Below are 20,682 nucleotides of genomic sequence, written 5' to 3' on the forward strand. Positions count from 1 at the left end.
AGTGATGATGAAAGAGATAAAAATAGCAACTAGAAAGAGTATCTTAGCACTTTGGCAAAGCGAGCATATCAAGGCTAGGATCGAGGCACAGCACAAGGGCATGAAGGTCGTGCTAGAGGGCATGAAGACAAAGGGTGACGTGATCCTTGACGCGCCGCTTGCGAAGATCGGCGGTAAGGGGCTTTTTACAAAAGAGCTTGAAGATAGCATGCTAAAAGGCGAGACTGACATCGCAGTACATAGCCTAAAAGACGTGCCTGTCGTATTTCCAGAAGGGCTTAAACTTGCAGCCATCTGCTCACGTGAGGACACGAGAGATGCTATGATAAGTGAGAAATTTGCTAAATTTAGCGACCTACCGCACGGCGCAAAAGTTGGCACAACGAGCCTACGCCGAAAGATGCAGCTACTTATCATGAGGCCTGATCTTGAGATCATCTCGCTTCGTGGAAACGTACAAACTAGACTTAGAAAGCTAAAAGAGGGTGAATTTGATGCGATCATTTTGGCTATGGCTGGCATAAACCGCCTAAATATCAAGGCTGAAGTGGCGCATATATATACATTTGGCTTTGATGAGATGATACCTGCTATGGGGCAGGGTGCTCTTGGTATAGAAGCTAGAGATGAGAAGCAAATTTTAGAGCAGATTGATTTTCTAAACGACGAAAATGCAGTCATAGAAACGACTATAGAGCGCGACTTCGTAAGCGTTTTAGAGGGTGGCTGCCAGGTGCCAATAGGCATAAGTGCAAGACTAAAAGGCGATGAAATTTCTATCGATGCGATCGTTGGTCTGCCTGATGGAAGCAAGTTTATAAAAGATAGCTTAAAGACTAGCAAAGATAAATTTCAAAGCATCGGCAAGGAGCTAGCACATAAATTTATAGAAAAAGGAGCGAGAGAGCTGCTAAAACGCGCCGAGGAGATGGCGTAGAGGCGTGTTTGAGCTAAATTTTAAAGCAAAAGCCATAGCCGCTACCAAAAATAGCAAAGACAACTACTATATGATCGGTCTTGCAGACGACAAATACGACTACAAAAACTACATAATCTTTCAAAGACCGATCAAACTCAAAAAAGATGACGACGAAAACGCCGACATAAACGGCCTATACGCAGAGTGCAACGGCGATATTTGCTACAACGCTTGCAAAAAGGTGAAGATCACTGATAAAACTATCATTTTTGAGGTGCAAGATAGCCGCATTTGCATTGATATTGAGGATGTAAAGCTTAACGAGCGCTTTATGAAATATAGCAAAGAGATATTTGGCGAGTTGTTAGAGTAGCTATAAATTTAATCAATTTGCAAAAAAAGATTAAATTCACAAAATTTACTGCCGTTTTCAAAACTGTGATGCCATCTAGTGTTTAAGCTAACAAAAAATTTGCAATGAATTACTTTGAAAAGACATAAGTATGCCGGCCATGTGTGGCTGTGTGTTGAACACTAGTTTGCGGACATTACGACAATAGAGTATAAATTTAGTGCTTGTGTCTATTTAAACGGCGAGGCAATATCGCAAAGGTGGCTCCGAGATAACGATTGAATACTCTGATAATTATCTGTGTGTGCGGTAAATAATAGCCATCCGCTTTGCTTCGCCTTTTTCAGCTTTTTTTGGCTAAAATCGCCCAAAAATCAAAAAAGGCGAAATATGGACTACATCAAGCTTTTAAAAGAAAATAATCTACTTCGTGTTATTGATGAGCCAGTAGATATTGATCTTGAGATCGCGCATGCAAGCTATATCGAGGTTAAGCGTGAGGGCTCGCAAGCGCTACTTTTTGCAAACCCAGTCTGTAAAAAAACTGGGCGTAAATTTGCCCCAGTGCTTACAAATATATACGGCTCAAAACACGCACTTGAGCTTATCTTTGGGCTAAATCCTGATGAGATCGCAGATGAGATAGAAAAGCTTTTAAAGCCCAGAAAACCAGAGAATTTCAAAGAAAAGCTTGATTTTTTAGCCTATCTTTTTAGCATGAGAAAAATTTTTACTAAGAGATTAAAAGGCGAGGGCGAGTGCCAGCAGGTGAAATTTATAGGTGAGGATGCTGATTTGCTATCGCTTCCAGCACTAAAGACATGGCCACATGATGGTGGCGCTTTTATTACGATGGGGCAGGTTTATACGCAAAGCTTGGATGGTGCTTTGCAAAATTTAGGCATGTATAGACTGCAAATTTATGACAAAAACCGCCTTGGCATGCACTGGCAGATCCACAAAGACGGCGCGAATTTCTTTAACGAATACAAGCGCGCGGGCCGCAAGATGCCCGTATCCGTGGCAATTGGCGGCGATCCACTCTACATTTGGTGCGGGCAAGCACCGCTTCCAAAGGGAGTTTTTGAACTTTTGCTTTATGGTTTTATCCGCAAAGAGCCAGCCAAACTTGTAAAATCCTTAACGAATGAAATTTACGTCCCGCACGATGTAGACTACGTAATAGAGGGCTTTGTGGATACGGCTAAGTGCGAGCTTGAGGGGCCATTTGGCGATCATACTGGCTTTTATACGCCTATCGAGCCTTTTCCGGTGATGGATGTAACGGCGATAACTAGCAAGCGTGAGCCGGTATTTCACGCGACTGTGGTTGGAAAGCCACCACTTGAGGATAAATATATGGGCTGGGCGACTGAGCGGGTTTTTTTGCCGCTTTTGCGAACGACCGTGCCTGAACTACTGGACTACAATATGCCTGAAAATGGCGTTTTTCACAACCTAATCTTAGCCAAGATAAATACGCTCTATCCAGCTCATGCAAAGCAGGCCATGCACGCATTTTGGGGCGTTGGGCAGATGAGCTTTGTAAAACATGCTATTTTTGTTGGAGCCGATGCGCCTGAACTTAAAGATTATGATGAATTTACTAGCTTTGTTCTAAATCGTTTTGGCAGTCAGAGTGTGCTAATAAGCCAAGGTGTGTGCGATCAACTTGATCATGCTAGTCCAAATTCGTGTTTTGGTGGCAAACTCGGCGTAGATGCGACGCAGGACTTTTGTAAATTTAGCCCTGAGGTTTTAAGTGATAGTGAGCTCTTGGCTAAATTTCAAAGCGTTACGCCAAATGTAAAAGAGCTTAAGCAGTTTGAAACGGATACCAAAACGCCTATTTGTGTGGTGAAATTTGAAAAAAATCGCCCTGTAAAAGAGCTATTTTCTAAGCTTTTGGAGTTTAGAGAATTTTTCAAACTCCTTATCGTTGTGGATATGCAAAATCACCTTGAAAACCCATATATGCTACTTTGGCGTGTGACAAATAATATTGATGCATTGCGCGATATTTTCATAGATGGTGAAAATTTCTGCGTAGATGCGACGAGCAAGGACGAGCTAGAGGGATATACGCGTGGCTGGCCGTTACAAACGGATTGTGACCGCGAAGTGGTTGCTGATCTAGTTAAGCGCGGCATAGTAAAAGACGAGCCAGAGTTATTTAAAAAATTTGAAATATTTGGCTAGCTTTGAGGGGCTCAAGTAAATTTATAAATTTTGCTTTTTGTTGTGGATTTGAAATTTTTAATAAGACTTGCTTAATCAAATGCTAGTGTTTGTTTGCTAATTAAAAATAGCTTTTAGACTAGGTCTAAAAGCTTAATTTATTTTTAGCTCTCTTTTAAGAGTTTGCTTGCGAGCATATCGGCTTTTGCTTTATCTGTATCTTTTTTTACAGATTTGTAAATTTTAGATATATAATTTTCCAAAACTTCGTGGCAAGATATTACTTTTTCATTTTCACCTCTTGCTACTTTTACGTATTTACCGCTATTTTGTAGCTCAAAAGCTAGATCATTATCGCTTAGCTGAAGCTCTAAAATTTCAAGTAGTCTCTCTTGAAGTCTTGGCTCAAAGATAGGCGTCATAAGCTCCAAGCGACGCTCTAAATTTCTTGGCATCCAGTCAGCACTAGAGATATAAATTTTTGGCTGAGCATGTTTAAAGTATAAAATTCTAGCGTGCTCTAAGTATTTGCCAATGATCGAGCGAACTTTGATGTTTTCGCTTTTGCCTTTTATGTCAGGCCTTAGTCCGCATACACCACGAACTATAAGATCGATCTTTACACCTGCGTTTGATGCGCGGCTAAGCTCATTTATCACGTCTTCATCGATTAGCGCATTCATTTTGGCGATGATTCTACCTTCGCTTCCTTTACTTGCCTCTACTCTTATTTTTTCGATGATACGCTCTTTTATCTGAAAAGGCGACATACTAAGAGCGTTTAAACGGCGATTTTTATTATATCCCGAGAGGATGTGAAAAAACGAAGTCGTATCTTGGCTAAATTCTTCTTTACTCGTAAATAGGCTCACGTCAGTATAAATTTTTGCCGAACTGCCGTTGTAGTTGCCTGTACCAAAGTGCATATAAAATTTAAGCTTATCGCCGATTTGGCGGATGACCTGGCTAACTTTTGCATGCACCTTAAAGCCTGTGATGCCGTATATCACGTGCGCGCCTGCGTCTTCAAGCGCCTTTGCCCAGTGTAGGTTATTTTCCTCATCAAACCTAGCTTTTAGCTCAACCATCACAGTTACTTGTTTGCCATCACTTGCGGCGTCTATTAGACTTTGAATTATTGGTGAGCTTTTATCGACTCTATAAAGTGTCATTCTAATGGATATAACTTTTGGATCTTTGCTGGCCTCTTTTATAAAGCTAACGACTGGATCAAAGCTCTCAAATGGATGCACTAAGAGTACATCTTCTTTGTCTATGGCGTCAAATACTGAGATGCCATTGCCAAATGGTGGCAGTGTCTTTGGAACATAAGGTGCATTTGCTAGGTGGGTAAAATTTTTACTTCCAGCTATCTCCCAAAGTGAGCTAAGAGTGAGCGGAATGCTTGAAAAATAGACATCTTTATGAAAAATTTTCATATGAAAATTTAAGAAGTCCAAGATATCAGCGTCTACGTTTTTATCGATTTGCATACGAACAAAAGCCCCTTTTCTGCGAAGCTTTAGCCCTTGCTCAAGTATCATCATAAAATCATCTGCTTCTTCTTCTTCGATGACGATATCAGCGTTTCTTGTCACTCTAAAAGCAGCCGAGCTAAGTAGCTTATACCCTGGAAAAATTTCTTCTGCGTGGCGGTGTACGATCGTTTCAATCGGTACAAAAACATTGCTACTTGGCTGTGTAAAACGTGGCAAGACTCTTGAAATTCTTATCATGCCGTATTTTAAAATTTCTGGATGCTCTATATCGGCAAGCTTAACGGCAAGAGAGAAGCTAAGGTTGTTTAGATGCGGAAATGGATGAGTCGCATCGACAGCGATAGGAACGATGACTGGCAAGATATTTGAGAAAAAGTATTCGTCGCACTTTTGCTTCAAGCTATCATCAAGCTCGTCATAATTTTTTATAAAAAGCCCCTCTTTGCTAAGAGCATTTACTGTCTTTTTATAGTGATCTTCTACTAAATTTTGCTCATTTTGTAGATATTTTCTAATCTCTCTTAGCTGATCAAGTGGGCTCATGCCATCGCCACTGCTTGTAGTAGCTCCAGCTGCGAAAAGCTGCTTTAAGCCAGCGACTCTGATCATATAAAACTCGTCTAGATTTGTCATATAAATGGCTATAAATTTTAGCTTTTCAAGTAAAGGAATTTCCTTTTCACACTGAGCGAGTACCCTTGAATTAAAGCGTAGCCAGCTTAATTCTCGGTTTATAAAAAGAGTTTCATTTTCGCTCATCATCTTCTCCTTGTGTGTTTTTGAGTTATTTTATGATATATGCGGTTATAAAGTTCTTACTTTATTTAAAATTTTGGTTACAATAAGCCAAAACTTAAATTTAAAGGCTTGTTATGTCTGATTATGTGATATTGGTTGGTATCTTTTTAGTGGCAGTCGTTGTTTTTGCGCTTATTAAAAAGATATCGTTTTAGCTTTTAAATTTCTCCCACCACATATAGGCAAAGATAAGCCCAAAACCCTTGACTTTGCTCTCATCAAAGACAAATTTCATCATATCTTCTCGTTTTATAAAAACAAGCTCTATATCTTCGCCATCGATGCCACCGCCAGAATTTACCTTCATGCTCTCATCGATCTTTGCGTAAAACATCGTTTGCATATTGCCTCCAAAGCCAAAAGCACCGTATGTCATCGTGATACGCTCTATCTCTTTTAGCTCATAGCCCACTTCTTCGATCGCTTCTTCTCTGGCTGTTTGCTCTTCGATAAGTCCTTTATCCATAAGACCTGCGCAAAGCTCATAGGTAAAGCCTTGTTCATTTGTTTTGATGCTTTCCTTCTCTTGCGAGTACCAAACGGCAGGACGAAACTGCTTTACAAATAAAAAGGCATCTTTTTGCTCGTGATATAAAAAAATGCTAACGCTATTCATCACTTTTACGCAGTCCCAATCTCTTTGGACACCATTTTGCATAAATTTCATCTTAAATGGCTTTAGGTATTTTGACTCGCCAAGAGGCAGAATTTCTAAATTAGTTATAGTAGTATCCATTTTGCAAGTCCTAAAAAGCTAAAAAATCCTATCGCATCAGTAAAAGTAGTAAGAATGACGGCTGAGCCGACTGCAGGATCTATGTTGAAGCGCCTTAGCGTCAAAGGTATGATCGTACCAAAAAAGCCAGCAAAGAATAAATTTGTGATCATACTAAGCCCAATAACAACGCCAAGCATACCTTTGTCAAACCAAACAGAGGCGATTATGCCCATTACCACACCAAAGATTAGTCCATTTATGAGTGAAATACTAACCTCACGTTTTAGGACATTTTTGGCATCTTTAAACTCGATCTCGCCAAGTGCCAGACGGCGAACCGTAACAGTAAGCGCTTGTGTGCCGGTATTTCCGCCCATTGATGCAACTATTGGCATTAAAACAGCAAGAGCGACATAGGCTGCGATTGTCTCGTCAAAAAGTCCTATTATAGATGAGCTAAAAAGAGCTGTTAGTAAATTTACACCAAGCCAAACCGCACGACCACGACCAGCCTTAAAAAGCGTATCGTCCTCTTCTGACTCGTCATCAACACCGGCTAGGTTATAAATTTGCTCAGTTGCACTCTCTTGAATGTAGTCGTGGATGTCATCAGACGTGATACGACCAAGCAAAATTCCAGTGCTACTAGTAACTGCAATAACATTTAGATCGTACTCTTGAAACATATCAGCGACATTTTGCATAAGGTCCATATCATTTGCAACGTGTGGCTTGTAGTGATCGATCTGTGCTGACTCTATATTTTGCTTTAGCGTCTTTGTAAAATCAAAAAGTATAAGATCTTCAAGCGGAATAGCGTATTGTAAAACGCCATTTTTATCGATAATAAAAAGCTGCGAGATATTTTCTAGCTTGCCTTCTTGCTTTTCTTGTCTAAGTCTTGCTACTGCATTGCCAAGCTTTTCTTCAAGGTGAGCCGAAAAAAGCTCTGTTTGCATGTGAGCACCAGCTCTATCTTCTTCATAGCTTCTAAGTCTTAAAATTTCATTTTGGTTTTCTCTGTCAAGCTCGTTAAAAAGCTCTCTAGCTTTATCCTCGTCAATGTCCTCGATGTATTGAAGCAAGTCAGTCGCATCATCACTCTCTAGCTCTTCAAGTGCTTCTACGATCTTTTCAGCTGGAAGCTGTTCGATCACATCTTTTAGCATGTGATCAGGTAGCTCGATAGCAACATCACCTAAAATTTCAGGATCTAGCTTCTCAAGATAGTGGGCAAAAAGCTCTTCATCGTGCTTTTTAAGTGTTTTTAGGTGCTGGGCTAGCTCGTAAGGCGAGAGTTCATTGTCTTCTAAATTTTCATCTAAATGCTGATCTATCAGCTCTTTTGCTTCTTCTAGTTCTTGGCTCAAGTTTTACCTTTAAAATTCTATTACATTAGGGAAAAATTCCACTTTATGATACTCTTTTTCGTTGCTTAAAGCATTTTTTATTAGCTCATCATTTTTACTAACAACTGCTTTAAATTTAGCTGATTCTTTCTTATCCTCTAGGCTTTTAACAACCTTTATTGCACTTTCTGGATTGATAGGTTTATTGTCTCTATAAAGACCAAAATGAAGGTGTGGCCCTGTGCTCATACCGCTTGTGCCAACGTAGGCTATAAGCGTGCCTTGTTTGACTTTTAGACCACCTTTTATGCCTTTAGCAAAGCCATTTAGGTGAGCATAAAGTGTCTCGTAGCCACTAGCATGAGAGATGATGACGGTTCTGCCATATCCGCTTTTTTGTCCGACAAATTTAACCGTGCCATCGCCTGCGGCTTTGATCGGTGTGCCTTTTGGAGCACCGTAGTCAACGCCAAGGTGCGCTCTATATCTTTGTAAAATAGGGTGCCATCTTTTTAGGGTAAAAGCTGATGTGATTCTGGCATTTGCAAGAGGGCGGACTAGTAAAAATTTATCATTTTTCTTACCATTTTTATCATAAAATTTATCTTCAAATTTATACATAACATATCGTTTATTTTTCGTTTCTATCATCGCAGCATAGATTTCTGGAGTGCCAAAAGAGCGGCCCATGCGTATTTTTTGATTATAAACGATAGCGATCGTATCGCCTTTGTTTATCTTTTTAAAATCAATGCCACTTCCTTTAAAAATTTCTTTAAAGCCAAGAGCTAGCGTGCCAGAGCCAGTATAGTCAAAAATGTCCTCAGAGACTGATTTGTCCACCTTTAAGGCTAAAAATTTATCCTCGCTTTGATAAGAGATGGGAAGAAACTCGAGTTTAAATTTATCATTGTCATCTCTAAAAATATGCATTTGAAGCTCGTCACTAACAGGGATTAGTACTTGTTTGGTATTGCCGTTGTCGTCTTTATAAATTTGATACTTTGTGCCAGCGATGATCTCTTCTGTTAGTTCTTGATCTTCGGTTGCTAAGTTATAGTAAAGTGAAAGTGGGATTTTGTTTGTCTCTAAGAAATTTAAGAAGTTACTTCCATTTGGCCAGCTAAGCTCTTCGACACTTGGCTTTATAGCGTATAAATTTATAGATAATATTGCAAAAATTATAAAAATACGAGGCATTAATGTCCTTTTAAAAAGCTGGTGGGATTTTAACTAAAACTTGCTTTAATTTTGCAAAAGATAAAGCATTTTAGGCTATAATCGCTCTAAAAATTTAAACTTAGGAGATATTTTTGAAACGTATATTTGTGATTTTATCGCTAGTTTTTGGCTTTGCTTTTGGGGCTGATTTTTCTTTAAATGAGTATAGAACTCCTATAATTAGCGTCGATAGTGATGGCACAGCGACGATAGTTGATAGTCCAGAAATTTTAATCGGCTCAAGTGGCGTTGTGCTTCATAAATTTGATACTGATAGCTCTATCATCGCAAGAGTTAGTGTTATCTCAAAAAATTCTGGCTTTGCTAAGATTAGATTTGAGGTGTTTGATCTGCTTGAGCAAAAGGCGCTCCCACTTCCAGGCATCGCACCTGCAAATGGCGATATGGTCGTGCTAAACTATCTTTATAACCGCTCATTAATCATTGTGCCAAATAAAGAAATTTACGAAGAGATCACTTCTGCGTTTCCAAATATGATATTTATCCACCCAGACCTTATCGGAGCATACTTAAGCTACGAATACAAGCCAAATCCAAGCAGAGATGACTTTAGAAAAATGTGCGCTCAAAGTGCAGCTGGTTTAATTTTTATAGCAATGGATGGCAGAAGCGTTTTTGCTGATTGCCAAAGCTTTAAAGTGCTAAAAGAATTTAAAAGTGGCGAGGTTGAGTACTATCAACTTCCATTTTATACAAGAGTTAGCGACATAGACACTGTGTTTTGGAAGCTAAATAGCGAGCATATCAACAACTACGACGCTCACTACGAAAAACTTTTCGAAGAAGATAACTGATAAATGAGCCGTTTGTCCTTAAGTAAGCAAAGCTTAAAAGAGTTTTTAAATTTACTCCCAACGCTTAAGGACAAAGAGCTCTTTCACTACGCTTCAAGCCTTAGTTTTCATACGATTTTATCGATCATTCCGATACTTCTTATATCGTTTTCTATCTTTACAAAACTGCCTAGTTTTGAGGATTATTACGCCAAAATTCAGGACTTTATATTTTCGGCTCTTTTGCCAAGTAATCAAGAGATCATCTCAAACTACTTGCAAAATTTCTTACAAAATAGCGGAAATTTAGGCATAGTTGGCTTTGTAGCGATGATATTTACATCGGCCATGTTTTTTAGCGACTATGAATATGTAGTTTTGAAAGTGACACGTGCAAGTAAGGCTAGAGGATTTTGGTCAGCACTTAGCTCATATTGGACGCTTATCACGCTTGCGCCACTTGGTCTTGCTGGCAGTTTTTATCTCTCAAGCCTCATTCAGGAGATGCTAAACTCAAATGTGATCACAAACTCGATAAATTTTTTAAGCATATTCCCATATCTCATCATTTGGGCGATATTTTGCATCACATATCTCATCTCAGTAAATGATGAGATAAAATTTAAGAGCGCATTTTTTAGCTCGTTTGTCGCTTCGCTCGTTTGGTATATTGGCAAGTCGGCCTTTGTCTATTATGTCCTTTATAACAAAACCTATCTAAGCGTTTATGGCTCGTTTTCGGCTGTGCTTTTCTTCTTTGTCTGGATATACATCTCATGGATCATCTTTTTATATGGGCTAAAACTTTGTGCTTATCTATCAAATAGTTCTAAATTTAAAAGATAAAATGAATAGTTCGGGCCAGCTGGCTATATGTTTTTATAAGTTTACCAGCTAGCGTATGTATTATTTTATGTAAAATTTTATGTGGATCAGCGTTTAAACTCGCAAATTTCTATCTTTATACCAAGCTCTTTGCTAAATTTACTCACAGCCTTATCTAGCTCATCTTTGTCAAAGCAGATAATATCTATGTAAGATCGCATCTCGCCATTTGCTTCACCTATGATCTCGCAAATTTCACTCTCATGTAGCGCGTCTGATATTTTGTTTTTGCTATCAACGCCAAACTGTATGTCGCCACCGTGAGATAGGGCTAAAAAGCAAAAATTTATGCCAAGTTCAAAAGCTTCGTTATAAGTATCGCTTATGCCGTCGTAGTACTCGTTTAGTAGCTCGCTAAGAGATGTATATCCTGTAAAAACGTCGTCACGCAGTTCATTTGAACGAGGCTCTAGCTCGTAGACCATAAAATTCTTAAGCGGCTCGTTTGATGCTTCTTTGCCAAATTTATCATCTATAAGATCAGCAAAGTCGGTAAGCGCGACGCCTTTTTCTCTTGGCTCATCTACGATCTCAAAGTCGCCAAGTGTGTTTATCATCGCTGTCTCGCCAACAACGTTGTCGCAAAGTATGAAAGCTAGCGTGTAGGCCTTGTTTTCATCTTCGCTTTTTAGCTTACTCAAAGTTTCGTTGTATAGGCACATATCCACGCTTTTTTCTTCAAAATTTGCATAGACCATGACCTCGTTTGCATCAACACTCACGCCATACATCTGTATAGTGGCTACTTCGCGTGGTGCGCGTTGTTTGCCAAGCGTGCAAGTAAGCTTTGCTTCACACTCTTTTGGCATGCGCGATTTGATAAATTTAAGCCACAAAAGCCTATGTTTGAGTCCTTCTGGAGTGAGTACTAGATCGATCTTGTTATCAACAAGGCCTATCATAAAGGTTGGATCTACTAAACATAAATTTAGCGCCTCTTCAGTCATTTTACTTGCTGTTTCGTAATTTTTATCCTCTAAATTACGCTTGATGACGTCTAAATTTTTACCAAGTTCGCTCCAAAATTTATCAACCCTGCTAGCAAAACTTGAGTTTTTATGATGTAAAAATTCCATATTCTTTCCCCTTTTCAAAAGACTCTACATTTCTTTGCGTATAAATTTTCATCGATGGAAATTCTAACGCACTTAGTTTATCAAAACCAACTTCGTTAAAAACGCAGCCTGTGTCGATATCTGCGCTATTTTTATAAAATTTTACCTCTCTTACTGGCGTGTGGCCATATACGTTAAAGATGCCACTAACTTGCATCTCGTCGCCTCTGCCTGAGAGCAGGTGCCTTTTAAACTCTTCGCTAGCATATTTGTCATTTCTTAGCTCCCACATATTGCCAACGGCTGAGTGAGAGACGACTAGATGCTCGCCATTTTGGGTTTTATAATCTTTAAATTCCAGATAAACTGGCCTGCTTTCTAAAAAATCCACATGCCTTTGCTTAAACTCCACGCTTTGTCCAAGATATGATCTATACGTCGCTTCTCCGCCGTTTCCAAAAAACCAGCTCCTATCAAATGGCACTTTGTTGTTTAGAAATTCAAGTTTATTGCTAAGTAGCCTTCGCTCGTGATTTCCCATAACCATTTTATAGTCATTTTGCATGATAAGTTCGACCACGTCGCAGCTAAAAAGCCCACGATCTACCACGTCTCCGACAAAGCAAATTTGAGATTTTTCTTTGTTTGGAAACTGCTTGATAAGCTCTAAAAGCGTGTTAAAACAGCCGTGAACGTCGCCGATAATGTAAATTTGCTCGCTCAAATTTTCTCCTTTGTGCCAAATTTTAGTCTATTAAACTTAAAAATAAAGATTGTTATTTGCTGATAAATTTAGAAAGAAAAATTATTTATGAAATTTAAAGAAGTAGAGGGGGCAAAACCCCCTAAAATCATTGTGCGTAAAAGCCGCTAACCTTGCCGGTGAGATCTATCATGATGTTTTTCATCTGAGTGTAGTGCTCAAGGATGATCTTGTGCGTCTCACGGCCGATACCTGAGTTTTTATATCCGCCAAATGGGCTGCCTGCTGGGATTTGGTTATAGGTGTTGATCCAGACCCTGCCAGTCTCCATAGACCTTGCAACTCTTAGCGCTTTTGTGATGTCTTGTGTGAAAATACCGCCACCAAGGCCGTATTCGCTGTCATTTACCATTTTGATAAGCTCGGCTTCATCTTTAAATTTGATGACAACGCCAACTGGTCCAAAGATTTCTTCTTGAGCCACTCTCATATCGTTTGTCACATCAACTAGCAGCGTTGGCTCGACAAATGCGCCCTTGTCGCAACCATTTGCAGTGTAGGCTTTGCCACCGACTGCTACTTTTGCACCTTCTTTTTTGCCGATCTCGACGTAGTTTAAGATTTGCTCAGCTTGTTTTTTATTGATCTGAGAGCCCATTTGAGTCTTAGTATCAAGTGGATCGCCAACTTTTATAGTACTAAATTTCTTAACCGCAGCTTCTATAAATTTGTCATAAAAGCTCTCTTCTACGAAAATTCTAGACCCTGCGCAGCAAACTTGACCTTGGTTAAATAAAATTCCAAGCTGAAGGCCGTCAAGCGCCTTGTCTAAATTTGCGTCACTAAAGAAGATATTTGCACTCTTGCCTCCAAGCTCAAGTGTGGCTGGGATGATACGGCGAGCCGCAGCTATGGCGATATCACGGCCGATCTCAGTTGAGCCAGTAAATGCTAGCTTGTCAAGGCCTGGGTGGTTTTTGATCCACTCGCCGCTCTTGCTACCTCTGCCAGTTACTATGTTTATCAAACCTTTTGGCAAAATTTTATCTATAAGCCTAAATAGCTCAAGCACGCTTAGGCTTGTCTCGCTTGAAGGTTTAAACACGCTCGCGTCGCCTGCTGCGATCACTGGAGCTAGCTTCCAAGCTGCCATTAAAAATGGAAAATTCCAAGGCACGATCTGACCCACTACGCCTATTGGCTCGCGTAAAACGATAGAAAGTTGCTTCTCATCAAGCACATTTGCGCTGCCTTCTTCGCCCATGATAACGCCAGCAAAGTACCTAAAATGCTCGGCTGCAAAAGGGATATCGACATTTAGCGTCTCACGGATTGGCTTGCCGTTGTCCATGCTTTCAACTTTTGCGAGGTGCTCTTTGTGCTCATCGATGATATCAGCGATCTTGTTTAGCAGCTTTGCGCGCTCACTAACTGTGGTGTGTTTAAATTTATTAAAAGCCTCACGTGCAGCACGAACTGCGTCATTTACATCTTCTTCAGTAGCGTCAGCGATCTTTGCAAGGTGCTCGCCGTTTGCTGGATTTTTGGCATCAAGTGTAGCGCCGTCTTTTGCGTCACGCCACTCACCATTTATGAAAAGCCCGTATTTTTCAAGTAGTTTCATACTTTTCTCCTTGATTAAGATTTTGTAAAAGGATTATAATATTAATAAAATTTATCAAAAATAAATTTTGGATATAAATTCTCTTTTTTAATAAATTTTATTATTTAGAGTAGAGTGGTTTTAAATTTAACTCTGCCAAGTGAGTAAAAACGTAGTCTCGCCATCAAGTTCGCTTGTGCATTTTACGGTGATGCCATTTTTCTTGCAGCACTCTTTTACTAAATTTAGCCCTATGCCAAAGCCGCCTTGATCGTCGTTAAATCTCGTGTAGCGATCAAAAATTTTCATCTGCTGCTCTTTGCTTATGCCATGCCCAGTGTTGCTTATGCTAAAGAAATTTGACTCTAAAATGATGCTAACCTTTGAATTTGGCGCTGCATATTTTGAGGCGTTGCTTAAGAGGTTGTCTAAAATTTTACTCACATCTTCAAGGTCTGCGTTTATGAAGCTTGGCTTTAGGCTAGCCTCTATCTTAAGTCCGCGTTTGGCAAAAAATGGCGAGAAGTAGCTAAGCCTTTGCGTGGTTAGTAAATTTAGATCGATTAGCTCTTTTTTGCTTGGTTTATCGAGGTTGAAGCTTAGATGAACGAGTGCGTCATAGATGCCGCCTAGGCTCTTTGCAGCGAGGCTGATGTTGTTAAAGCGCTTTAAATTTCGCTCATTTAGGTTTTCAAGATCAGCCGTTTCTATGCTCATCGAGATGACGCTTAGAGGCGTGTTTATCTCGTGTGTTGAGTCTTTTATGAAGTGATTTAGCGTATCTATCTTTTCATAAAGCGGTCTTAGGCTTAGTTTTGCTAGATAAAAGGCGACAAAGAGCAGGGCAAAGAGGAAAAATGCAGCCTTTAGTGTGGTCGAAATTTGCAAGGATAAAATTTCGCCGTTGATATTTTTGCCAACTAGAAAGATGTCTGCGCGTGCGAGCTCGTCTGTGGCGTTGTCCTCCATATACTGGATCTTTTCAAAGATCGCTACCTTGCCGTCTATCAAATTTACATTTTTGCCTTTGTTGATATTTTTGCACTCAAAATCTTTATAAATTTTCTCACCATTCTCCAGCACGATACAAGCATGTACGCCCTTTTCGTTTGTGAGGCTTGAGACCGAGTCTAGGCCATTCATCCTGGCTTTCATATATATGCCCATCTTGATCTCTTTTAGGCTTTTTACCTCGTTTAAGATGAGTGCTTCTTTTTTATTTTGGTAGTCGTGTATAAAAAAATAGCTCAAAAATAGCACAGAGCTAACAAGATAGAGGGATAAAATTTTAAATAAAATTTGCGTCTTTTCAGACATAGATGTAGCCGTCTCCACGCTTGTTTAAAATGGCATCTTTGCCTAAAATTTGGCGTAAATTTTTGATATATACACGAAGGCTAAGCTCGCTTGGCTCCTCGTCAAATTTCCAAATTTTATTAAAAATTTCATCTTTGGTTAAAATTTTGCCCTTGTTTTGCAAAAATAGGGCGAGCAGGTCGCTCTCTTTGCTCGAGATATTTACATTTTCGCCGTTTTTACTTAGAGTTTTGCTCTGTGGGTGAAAGCAAAGATCATCTAAAATTTTGATATCTTCGCCGTTTTGGTGTGAGAAATTTCTTTTTATGAGAGCTTGCATGCGGATAAGTAGCTCTTTTAGCTCAAATGGCTTTTTTAGATAGTCATCGCAACCACTTTTGTAGCCTTTTTCAAGGTCGTCTATGGTGTTTAGCGAGGTGGTAAATATGCTAGGTGTTGTGACGCCAAGCTCACGTAGCGATGAAAGTAGGGAGAAGCCGTCGCCTTGCGGGAGTTTGACGTCTAGTATAAGTAGGTCAAAATTTCGCTCGTATGCAAGATCTAGTGCGTCTTTGGCATTGTTTGTAGTGGTGACATCGTAACCATTTTCGCCCAGATACTCGCTTATTAGATCAAGTAATGTTTCATCATCTTCAACAAGCAAAATTCTGACCATCAAGTGCCTTTACATGCCTTTTTTCATTTCGTCTTTCATGCCCATGTCGTCTTTTTTCATACCCATGTCATCTTTTTTCATTTCGTCTTTCATGCCCATGTCGTCTTTTTTCATTTCGTCTTTCATGCCCATGTCTTCTTTTTTAGCTTCGTGTTTTTTGACAGGATGTTTTTTAGACATATCATCTTTCATCATCTGCTCTTTCTTCATCATCTCATCTTTGCCCATCTTGTCCTTTTGCATCATTTCAGTAGCATTTGCAAGACCGCCAAACATAAACATAGCACCAAGTGCAACTAAGATTAACTTTTTCATAAAGTCTCCTTTAAATTAAATTATGTTGCAATTGTAGTCACTTAGTGTGAAATAAGTGTGAATTTACGCAAATACAAAATATATAACTGGAAGCGTGATAAATGAAAATAGCACGCCTATGGCCACTGATGAGATGGCTAGCGAGCTATCAAGTCCAGCTTTTATGACCATCGCACTTGCAAGGGCTGATGTCGGCATCGCACATTGAAAGAGACCAACGACCCAAGTTTTGCTCATCTGGATGCCTGAGACTTTTAATATGATGAAAAATACGATAGCTGGCAATATCATCTTACACAAAAGCACGACGCTAACGCCTTTATATGAGCTTGTGATACTGCTAAAGTTAAGACCAACGCCGATCGCAAAAAGTGCCACTGGGGTGACGCTACCTTCAAACATCCTAAGTGGCGCAAAGATAAAATCTGGAAGCGGGACTTCTTTTAAGATAAGACCCATAATGAGCGCGATAAATGGTGGAAATTTTAAAATTTTCATCGTATTTTGAAAGAGCGAGACCTTCTCTGGTGCGGCAAAAGAGAGGATGAGTGGTCCAAGGATCGAAAGTGGGATACCAGTGGCTATTTGATCGTAAAAGATGACCTCATTTACCATCGCATCGCCAAAGAAGCCCTGAATGACAGGCATACCGACAAATAGTGTGTTACCAAAAAGGCTTAGCATGATCATGCTGACGGTTGTTATTTTGGTAAATTTAAAAATCTTACCTATGACAAATGCCAAAGCAGCACTAATGGCGGTTGAGGCAAAGCCGATAAGGATCGTGTTTATAAGCGAGGCATCGACATTTACGTGGTAAATTTTGTCAAAGATTAGCGCAGGCATTGCAAAACAAAGGACAAAATCCACAAATGGGATCGAGTGCTTTTGCTCAACAATACCGACTTTTTTAGCAAAAAAACCAGTTGCGATTATGAAAAAAATTGCAAAAAGTGGAGTGAAATTCATAACATTCTCTTTTAAATCTAAATTTTTACGGAAAATTGATTATAGGACCCATAAGATTAAATTACAATAAACCTTTTTTAAAATTTGCTCTCAAAATTTATGCCTTAATATCAACCTTTTTATAAAATTTATCTCTCTCATCTATCTTTTCTTTACTCTTTAAATCATTCTCAAGATAGCTGATATTATAAATTTCTCTTGTAGATATGCTTTTACCATTATTTAGACTGATTAAAAATTTACTCTCAAATTTATTAGATAGATTGGCAATAGCGATCGCTCCAGCATCTTTTAGGCTTACGATTTTATCACCTTGCATGAAGCCAACATCTTTAAAATCCAAACTATTTAGCTGCACATTATTCATCTCTTTTGCCTCTAAATTTATGCTAGTTTTTAGCTCACTTGATGTATTTAGCTTGCCAGTATCGTTATAAAGCTCTTTTACGTCTATCTCTCTACCACTATCAAATTTTAGCCTTATGGTGCCATCTTTGTTTAGCTTCATAGCTATGACGCTATCGCTATCTTGCAAAGATGCGGCAGCTGTGGCTTCATTTGTTATAAAAGCCTTTTTTACCTTTTTTAAATTTGAGATACTAAACTCAAGCCCAGTTGCTTGTTTAAATTCATTTTCCATCGCGATCATTTTGGCTGATTTCGTCTTCTCAAGCTTTGATATATAAGCGTCCGTATTTTCTTCAAATTTCTTTAAATTATTGCCAAGATTTTCTATCATCTTGTTGTATGCGTCAAACTCAGCGTTATAATCTTTGTAAAATTTCATAAAACTATCTTTTTGAAATTTTGTATATGAGAAATTTTCATCTTTTTTGTAATCTTTACTCGGCTCAATGATCGGATTAAACTCGCTTAGTCTTGCAGTGTCATCAAAACCCACTTTAAGATAGGCAAAATTTTTAAAAGAGCTATCTTTGCCAAAGATATTATTGTGTCTTAGATCGACCCAGCCGTCATTTTGGGCATATTTTTTAAAGAAATTATTTATATCATTTTTCTCTATCTTTTCATATCTGTTTTCTGCAGCGAACAAAGTATTTGGATCTGAGGCGTAGTAAGAGTGTCTATAATCAATATCTTTTGTATCCACATAAAGATCGGGATTATTTGTGATCGTTGCTTTACGATTTAACTCTTCTCTTTTTATTTGATTGTGATTTATGACATTTGTGCTGATAAACTGCCTAAGATCAACCCTTGGCATCACATCGCTTAAATTTGCTATTTTTTCATTTCCATCTTTGTCGTAACCCCTTACTTTTAGCTTATCAAAGAGTATATCTTTTTGGTCTAGCACACCATCACTATTACTATCAAAGCTAAAAAGATAACTATTATTTTCTAATTTTGTAGTGCCAAGTTTATCGTTATCGCCGTAAATATCTAAAAATACTTCTACTTCGCCATATTTTGTTTTTAGAGTGTTTGAATAAGCGTAATCATTTAAATTTTTAAATTTTGTATTTTCTAAGTATCCACTTTTTAGTGTAGATAACATGCTGCTACTATCTGAAGCTTTTATATTTTTAAAGTAGGCATTTTCACTAAAATGATAGCCTCTAGAAAGTTCATCGGAGTGGATTTTATTGTTACTGTAGATGAGATTTTTTGAGTAGTTATTTAAAATTTCTTCTACTTTTTGTAGGATTTTGTGTCTGTTTTGCTCTTTTATCTCGGCATCAGTAACATTTATAACTTTGCTTGCTTCTATACTTTCTTTTAAATTTGAAATTTGTTCGTTATTTATCTCTAAACCTTGTTTATCCTTAAAGGCATGGAGCATATCTGTAGGATTTTCTAAATCTTTTAAATTTATAAAGTTATATTTCAATGATGCAATATTCATCTAAAATCCTTTTTAAAGATGTTGTAGATAATATCGGATAAATTTAGAAAGTATTTAGGTTTATAATGGTGCCCGAGGTCGGACTCGAACCGACACAAGGTTGCCCTTACCAGATTTTGAGTCTGGAGTCTATACAAATTACAACTAACTATAACTTTTTATAAAAGCCATGTATATCGCATTTTAAAAGCTGTCATAATTTTCTTGTAAGTGATAAATATATATAATATGCTATAAAAATGTGTACCCTAATGTGTACCCTAGTAAAATTTTAGGCGAAATAAAATGGCGAATAAGCTTATAAAGATAGACCTTGATAATGCGGATTGTAAAAATATATACTTTGTGAATAATGATGATTTGTTTAGCGGTAAGACGATAAGAAAGGCTCCGACTTATATCAATAGGGATTATAAAATAGTTTTAAGAATTACTATCGTAAATATAAGTGGTATGCGAGTTCAAAACAAAAAGACATTTTCATTTAGTAAAAAGATTACATTTTTACAGGCTATAAAAGAGGTGGCTTCAAAAAGGGAGGGTTTATTAGCGAAGCTAAAAGAAGGTAAGCATAAAGAGGTAAAAGTGCGAATACCTACGCTAAGTCAAGCGTGGGACAGATATATGGCTATGAAGAAAAATCAACTATCGGCAAACACGCTCGCTTCTTATAATCTCTTTATGCAAAAGTGGCTTCTGTCTGATAGCAATCTAGCCAAAAAGCCGATAACTCACATCACGACTGAAATGTTGCAAAACATCGTAAATAAAATGCTAGATATGGGTAAAAGTCCTAGAACATCGCAGTCTGTTAAAGAAACCCTAAGACCGATGTTTAATCTATATGTTTTAGATGGCACGCTTAAAACAAATCCAGCCACGCTTATACAGATACCAAAATTCGACAACCAAATCAATGTCGAACTAGATGAAAACAAGCTAAAAGAGCTGTACGATACGCTTTATAGCTATCCAGCTGAGCCGTTTAGAAGTATTTTCGTGTGGCTCTCACACGGTAGGCGACTAAATGAAGTTCTTAGTTTGGAGTGGCGAGATATAAATTTTAGTAGCAAAACATATAATATAAGGTATGAGAATAATAAGGTAAGAAAGCCGATGACTTATAAGCTAAGTGATGAGCTTATAAATACGCTTAAAAATATCGGTAGGCGTGATAGTGGGTTAGTGTTTCACGCAGTAACTGATAAAGATAAAAAGATGGATAAAGGCACCATTAGGGGTCATTGGCAAAAGCTTATAAAAAAACTTGGGATAAAAATTCGCATTCACGATTTGAGGCATTTGATAGGTGGAGTGCTTGTTTCAGAAGGCAAGACATTAGAACAGATAGCCTCTATCTTGGGTCATACGACTACGAGCGTAACCAAACGCTATTCAAAAGTGAGACGCGAAGTGGCGGCTGAGAGCCTAGATGAGTTTTTTAAAAGGGTAAAAAGCAATTAAATACACATATCTCTTAAAAAA

The 20,682-nt window shown here is 38.4% G+C and carries 17 protein-coding genes and 1 pseudogene; 6 read left to right on the forward strand and 12 right to left on the reverse strand.

What is annotated here, in order from left to right:
* Positions 1 to 7 precede the first annotated feature (7 nt).
* The 3 genes from hemC to MTT30_RS02570 all read left to right on the forward strand — a co-directional run bounded on the left by hemC (position 8) and on the right by MTT30_RS02570 (position 3,470).
* Positions 8 to 937 (forward strand): hydroxymethylbilane synthase, encoded by a 930-nt coding sequence (hemC, locus tag MTT30_RS02560; protein WP_429800872.1) that lies wholly within the window; start codon positions 8 to 10, stop codon positions 935 to 937.
* A gap of 4 nt (positions 938 to 941) precedes the next feature.
* Positions 942 to 1,292, forward strand: a complete 351-nt coding sequence (locus tag MTT30_RS02565; RefSeq protein WP_429800873.1) for a hypothetical protein — start codon at positions 942 to 944, stop codon at positions 1,290 to 1,292.
* 369 nt (positions 1,293 to 1,661) lie between these two features.
* A complete protein-coding gene (locus tag MTT30_RS02570; protein WP_429800874.1) occupies positions 1,662 to 3,470 on the forward strand; it encodes a menaquinone biosynthesis decarboxylase in 1,809 nt (602 codons plus the stop codon).
* 143 nt (positions 3,471 to 3,613) lie between these two features.
* Here the strand turns inward: MTT30_RS02570 and MTT30_RS02575 are convergent.
* The 4 genes and pseudogenes from MTT30_RS02575 to MTT30_RS02590 form a co-directional block, all read right to left on the reverse strand.
* A pseudogene (locus MTT30_RS02575) lies at positions 3,614 to 5,719 on the reverse strand (RNA degradosome polyphosphate kinase); the annotation flags it as partial.
* A gap of 178 nt (positions 5,720 to 5,897) precedes the next feature.
* Positions 5,898 to 6,482, reverse strand: a complete 585-nt coding sequence (locus MTT30_RS02580; RefSeq protein ID WP_429800875.1) for an NUDIX domain-containing protein — start codon at positions 6,480 to 6,482, stop codon at positions 5,898 to 5,900.
* Positions 6,467 to 7,834, reverse strand: a complete 1,368-nt coding sequence (gene mgtE, locus MTT30_RS02585; protein ID WP_429800876.1) for a magnesium transporter — start codon at positions 7,832 to 7,834, stop codon at positions 6,467 to 6,469. Before mgtE ends, MTT30_RS02580 begins: the two co-directional genes overlap by 16 nt.
* A 9-nt stretch (positions 7,835 to 7,843) precedes the next feature.
* Positions 7,844 to 9,013 (reverse strand): peptidoglycan DD-metalloendopeptidase family protein, encoded by a 1,170-nt coding sequence (locus MTT30_RS02590; RefSeq protein WP_429800877.1) that lies wholly within the window; start codon positions 9,011 to 9,013, stop codon positions 7,844 to 7,846.
* A gap of 113 nt (positions 9,014 to 9,126) precedes the next feature.
* Here MTT30_RS02590 and MTT30_RS02595 point away from each other — a divergent pair, with 113 nt between their 5' ends.
* Together MTT30_RS02595 and MTT30_RS02600 are read left to right on the forward strand one after the other, a co-directional pair.
* Entirely contained in the window at positions 9,127 to 9,849 is a 723-nt protein-coding gene (locus MTT30_RS02595) for a plasminogen-binding N-terminal domain-containing protein (protein WP_054196506.1), read from the forward strand.
* A gap of 3 nt (positions 9,850 to 9,852) precedes the next feature.
* On the forward strand, positions 9,853 to 10,674 hold the full coding sequence (locus MTT30_RS02600) for a YihY family inner membrane protein (protein ID WP_103582681.1): 822 nt from the start codon (positions 9,853 to 9,855) through the stop codon (positions 10,672 to 10,674).
* An 86-nt stretch (positions 10,675 to 10,760) separates the two neighbouring features.
* Here the strand turns inward: MTT30_RS02600 and MTT30_RS02605 are convergent, their stop codons facing one another.
* From MTT30_RS02605 to MTT30_RS02640, 8 genes are all read right to left on the reverse strand, one after another.
* Positions 10,761 to 11,789 (reverse strand): hypothetical protein, encoded by a 1,029-nt coding sequence (locus MTT30_RS02605; protein WP_429800878.1) that lies wholly within the window; start codon positions 11,787 to 11,789, stop codon positions 10,761 to 10,763.
* Positions 11,770 to 12,492: a metallophosphoesterase gene (locus MTT30_RS02610; protein ID WP_429800879.1), complete on the reverse strand. Its 723-nt coding sequence runs from the start codon at positions 12,490 to 12,492 to the stop codon at positions 11,770 to 11,772. Before MTT30_RS02610 ends, MTT30_RS02605 begins: the two co-directional genes overlap by 20 nt.
* Before the next feature lie 127 nt (positions 12,493 to 12,619).
* Positions 12,620 to 14,095 carry an aldehyde dehydrogenase family protein gene (locus MTT30_RS02615; RefSeq protein WP_429800880.1) on the reverse strand — a complete coding sequence of 492 codons (1,476 nt, stop codon included), beginning with the start codon at positions 14,093 to 14,095 and terminating at the stop codon, positions 12,620 to 12,622.
* Between the two features lie 126 nt (positions 14,096 to 14,221).
* Complete coding sequence (locus tag MTT30_RS02620; protein WP_429800881.1) at positions 14,222 to 15,391, reverse strand: sensor histidine kinase; 1,170 nt, start codon at positions 15,389 to 15,391, stop codon at positions 14,222 to 14,224.
* Complete coding sequence (locus MTT30_RS02625) at positions 15,384 to 16,046, reverse strand: response regulator transcription factor (protein WP_002940533.1); 663 nt, start codon at positions 16,044 to 16,046, stop codon at positions 15,384 to 15,386. The genes MTT30_RS02620 and MTT30_RS02625 overlap by 8 nt, the downstream gene beginning before the upstream one ends.
* A gap of 9 nt (positions 16,047 to 16,055) precedes the next feature.
* Positions 16,056 to 16,361 carry a pyruvate kinase gene (locus MTT30_RS02630; protein WP_012001714.1) on the reverse strand — a complete coding sequence of 102 codons (306 nt, stop codon included), beginning with the start codon at positions 16,359 to 16,361 and terminating at the stop codon, positions 16,056 to 16,058.
* A 63-nt stretch (positions 16,362 to 16,424) separates the two neighbouring features.
* On the reverse strand, positions 16,425 to 17,330 hold the full coding sequence (locus tag MTT30_RS02635) for an AEC family transporter (protein ID WP_429800882.1): 906 nt from the start codon (positions 17,328 to 17,330) through the stop codon (positions 16,425 to 16,427).
* A gap of 97 nt (positions 17,331 to 17,427) precedes the next feature.
* Entirely contained in the window at positions 17,428 to 19,197 is a 1,770-nt protein-coding gene (locus MTT30_RS02640) for a response regulator (RefSeq protein ID WP_429800883.1), read from the reverse strand.
* A 285-nt stretch (positions 19,198 to 19,482) separates the two neighbouring features.
* On the opposite strand from MTT30_RS02640, the gene MTT30_RS02645 reads away from it, so the two are divergent.
* On the forward strand, positions 19,483 to 20,661 hold the full coding sequence (locus MTT30_RS02645; RefSeq protein WP_429800884.1) for a site-specific integrase: 1,179 nt from the start codon (positions 19,483 to 19,485) through the stop codon (positions 20,659 to 20,661).
* The last annotated feature ends 21 nt before the right edge of the window (positions 20,662 to 20,682 follow it).

It is taken from the genome of Campylobacter concisus (assembly GCF_050447445.1).
GTDB lineage: Bacteria > Campylobacterota > Campylobacteria > Campylobacterales > Campylobacteraceae > Campylobacter_A > Campylobacter_A concisus_BI.

Excerpts from the sequence above, each read along its gene's own strand:
- hemC (WP_429800872.1), top strand. The coding sequence starts at position 8 with ATGAAAGAGATAAAAATAGCAACTAGAAAGAGTATCTTAGCACTTTGG.
- MTT30_RS02570 (WP_429800874.1), top strand. The coding sequence starts at position 1,662 with ATGGACTACATCAAGCTTTTAAAAGAAAATAATCTACTTCGTGTTATT.
- MTT30_RS02580 (WP_429800875.1), bottom strand. The coding sequence starts at position 6,482 with ATGGATACTACTATAACTAATTTAGAAATTCTGCCTCTTGGCGAGTCA.
- MTT30_RS02590 (WP_429800877.1), bottom strand. The coding sequence starts at position 9,013 with ATGCCTCGTATTTTTATAATTTTTGCAATATTATCTATAAATTTATAC.
- MTT30_RS02600 (WP_103582681.1), top strand. The coding sequence starts at position 9,853 with ATGAGCCGTTTGTCCTTAAGTAAGCAAAGCTTAAAAGAGTTTTTAAAT.
- MTT30_RS02605 (WP_429800878.1), bottom strand. The coding sequence starts at position 11,789 with ATGGAATTTTTACATCATAAAAACTCAAGTTTTGCTAGCAGGGTTGAT.
- MTT30_RS02615 (WP_429800880.1), bottom strand. The coding sequence starts at position 14,095 with ATGAAACTACTTGAAAAATACGGGCTTTTCATAAATGGTGAGTGGCGT.
- MTT30_RS02620 (WP_429800881.1), bottom strand. The coding sequence starts at position 15,391 with ATGTCTGAAAAGACGCAAATTTTATTTAAAATTTTATCCCTCTATCTT.
- MTT30_RS02625 (WP_002940533.1), bottom strand. The coding sequence starts at position 16,046 with ATGGTCAGAATTTTGCTTGTTGAAGATGATGAAACATTACTTGATCTA.
- MTT30_RS02630 (WP_012001714.1), bottom strand. The coding sequence starts at position 16,361 with ATGAAAAAGTTAATCTTAGTTGCACTTGGTGCTATGTTTATGTTTGGC.
- MTT30_RS02635 (WP_429800882.1), bottom strand. The coding sequence starts at position 17,330 with ATGAATTTCACTCCACTTTTTGCAATTTTTTTCATAATCGCAACTGGT.
- MTT30_RS02640 (WP_429800883.1), bottom strand. The coding sequence starts at position 19,197 with ATGAATATTGCATCATTGAAATATAACTTTATAAATTTAAAAGATTTA.
- MTT30_RS02645 (WP_429800884.1), top strand. The coding sequence starts at position 19,483 with ATGGCGAATAAGCTTATAAAGATAGACCTTGATAATGCGGATTGTAAA.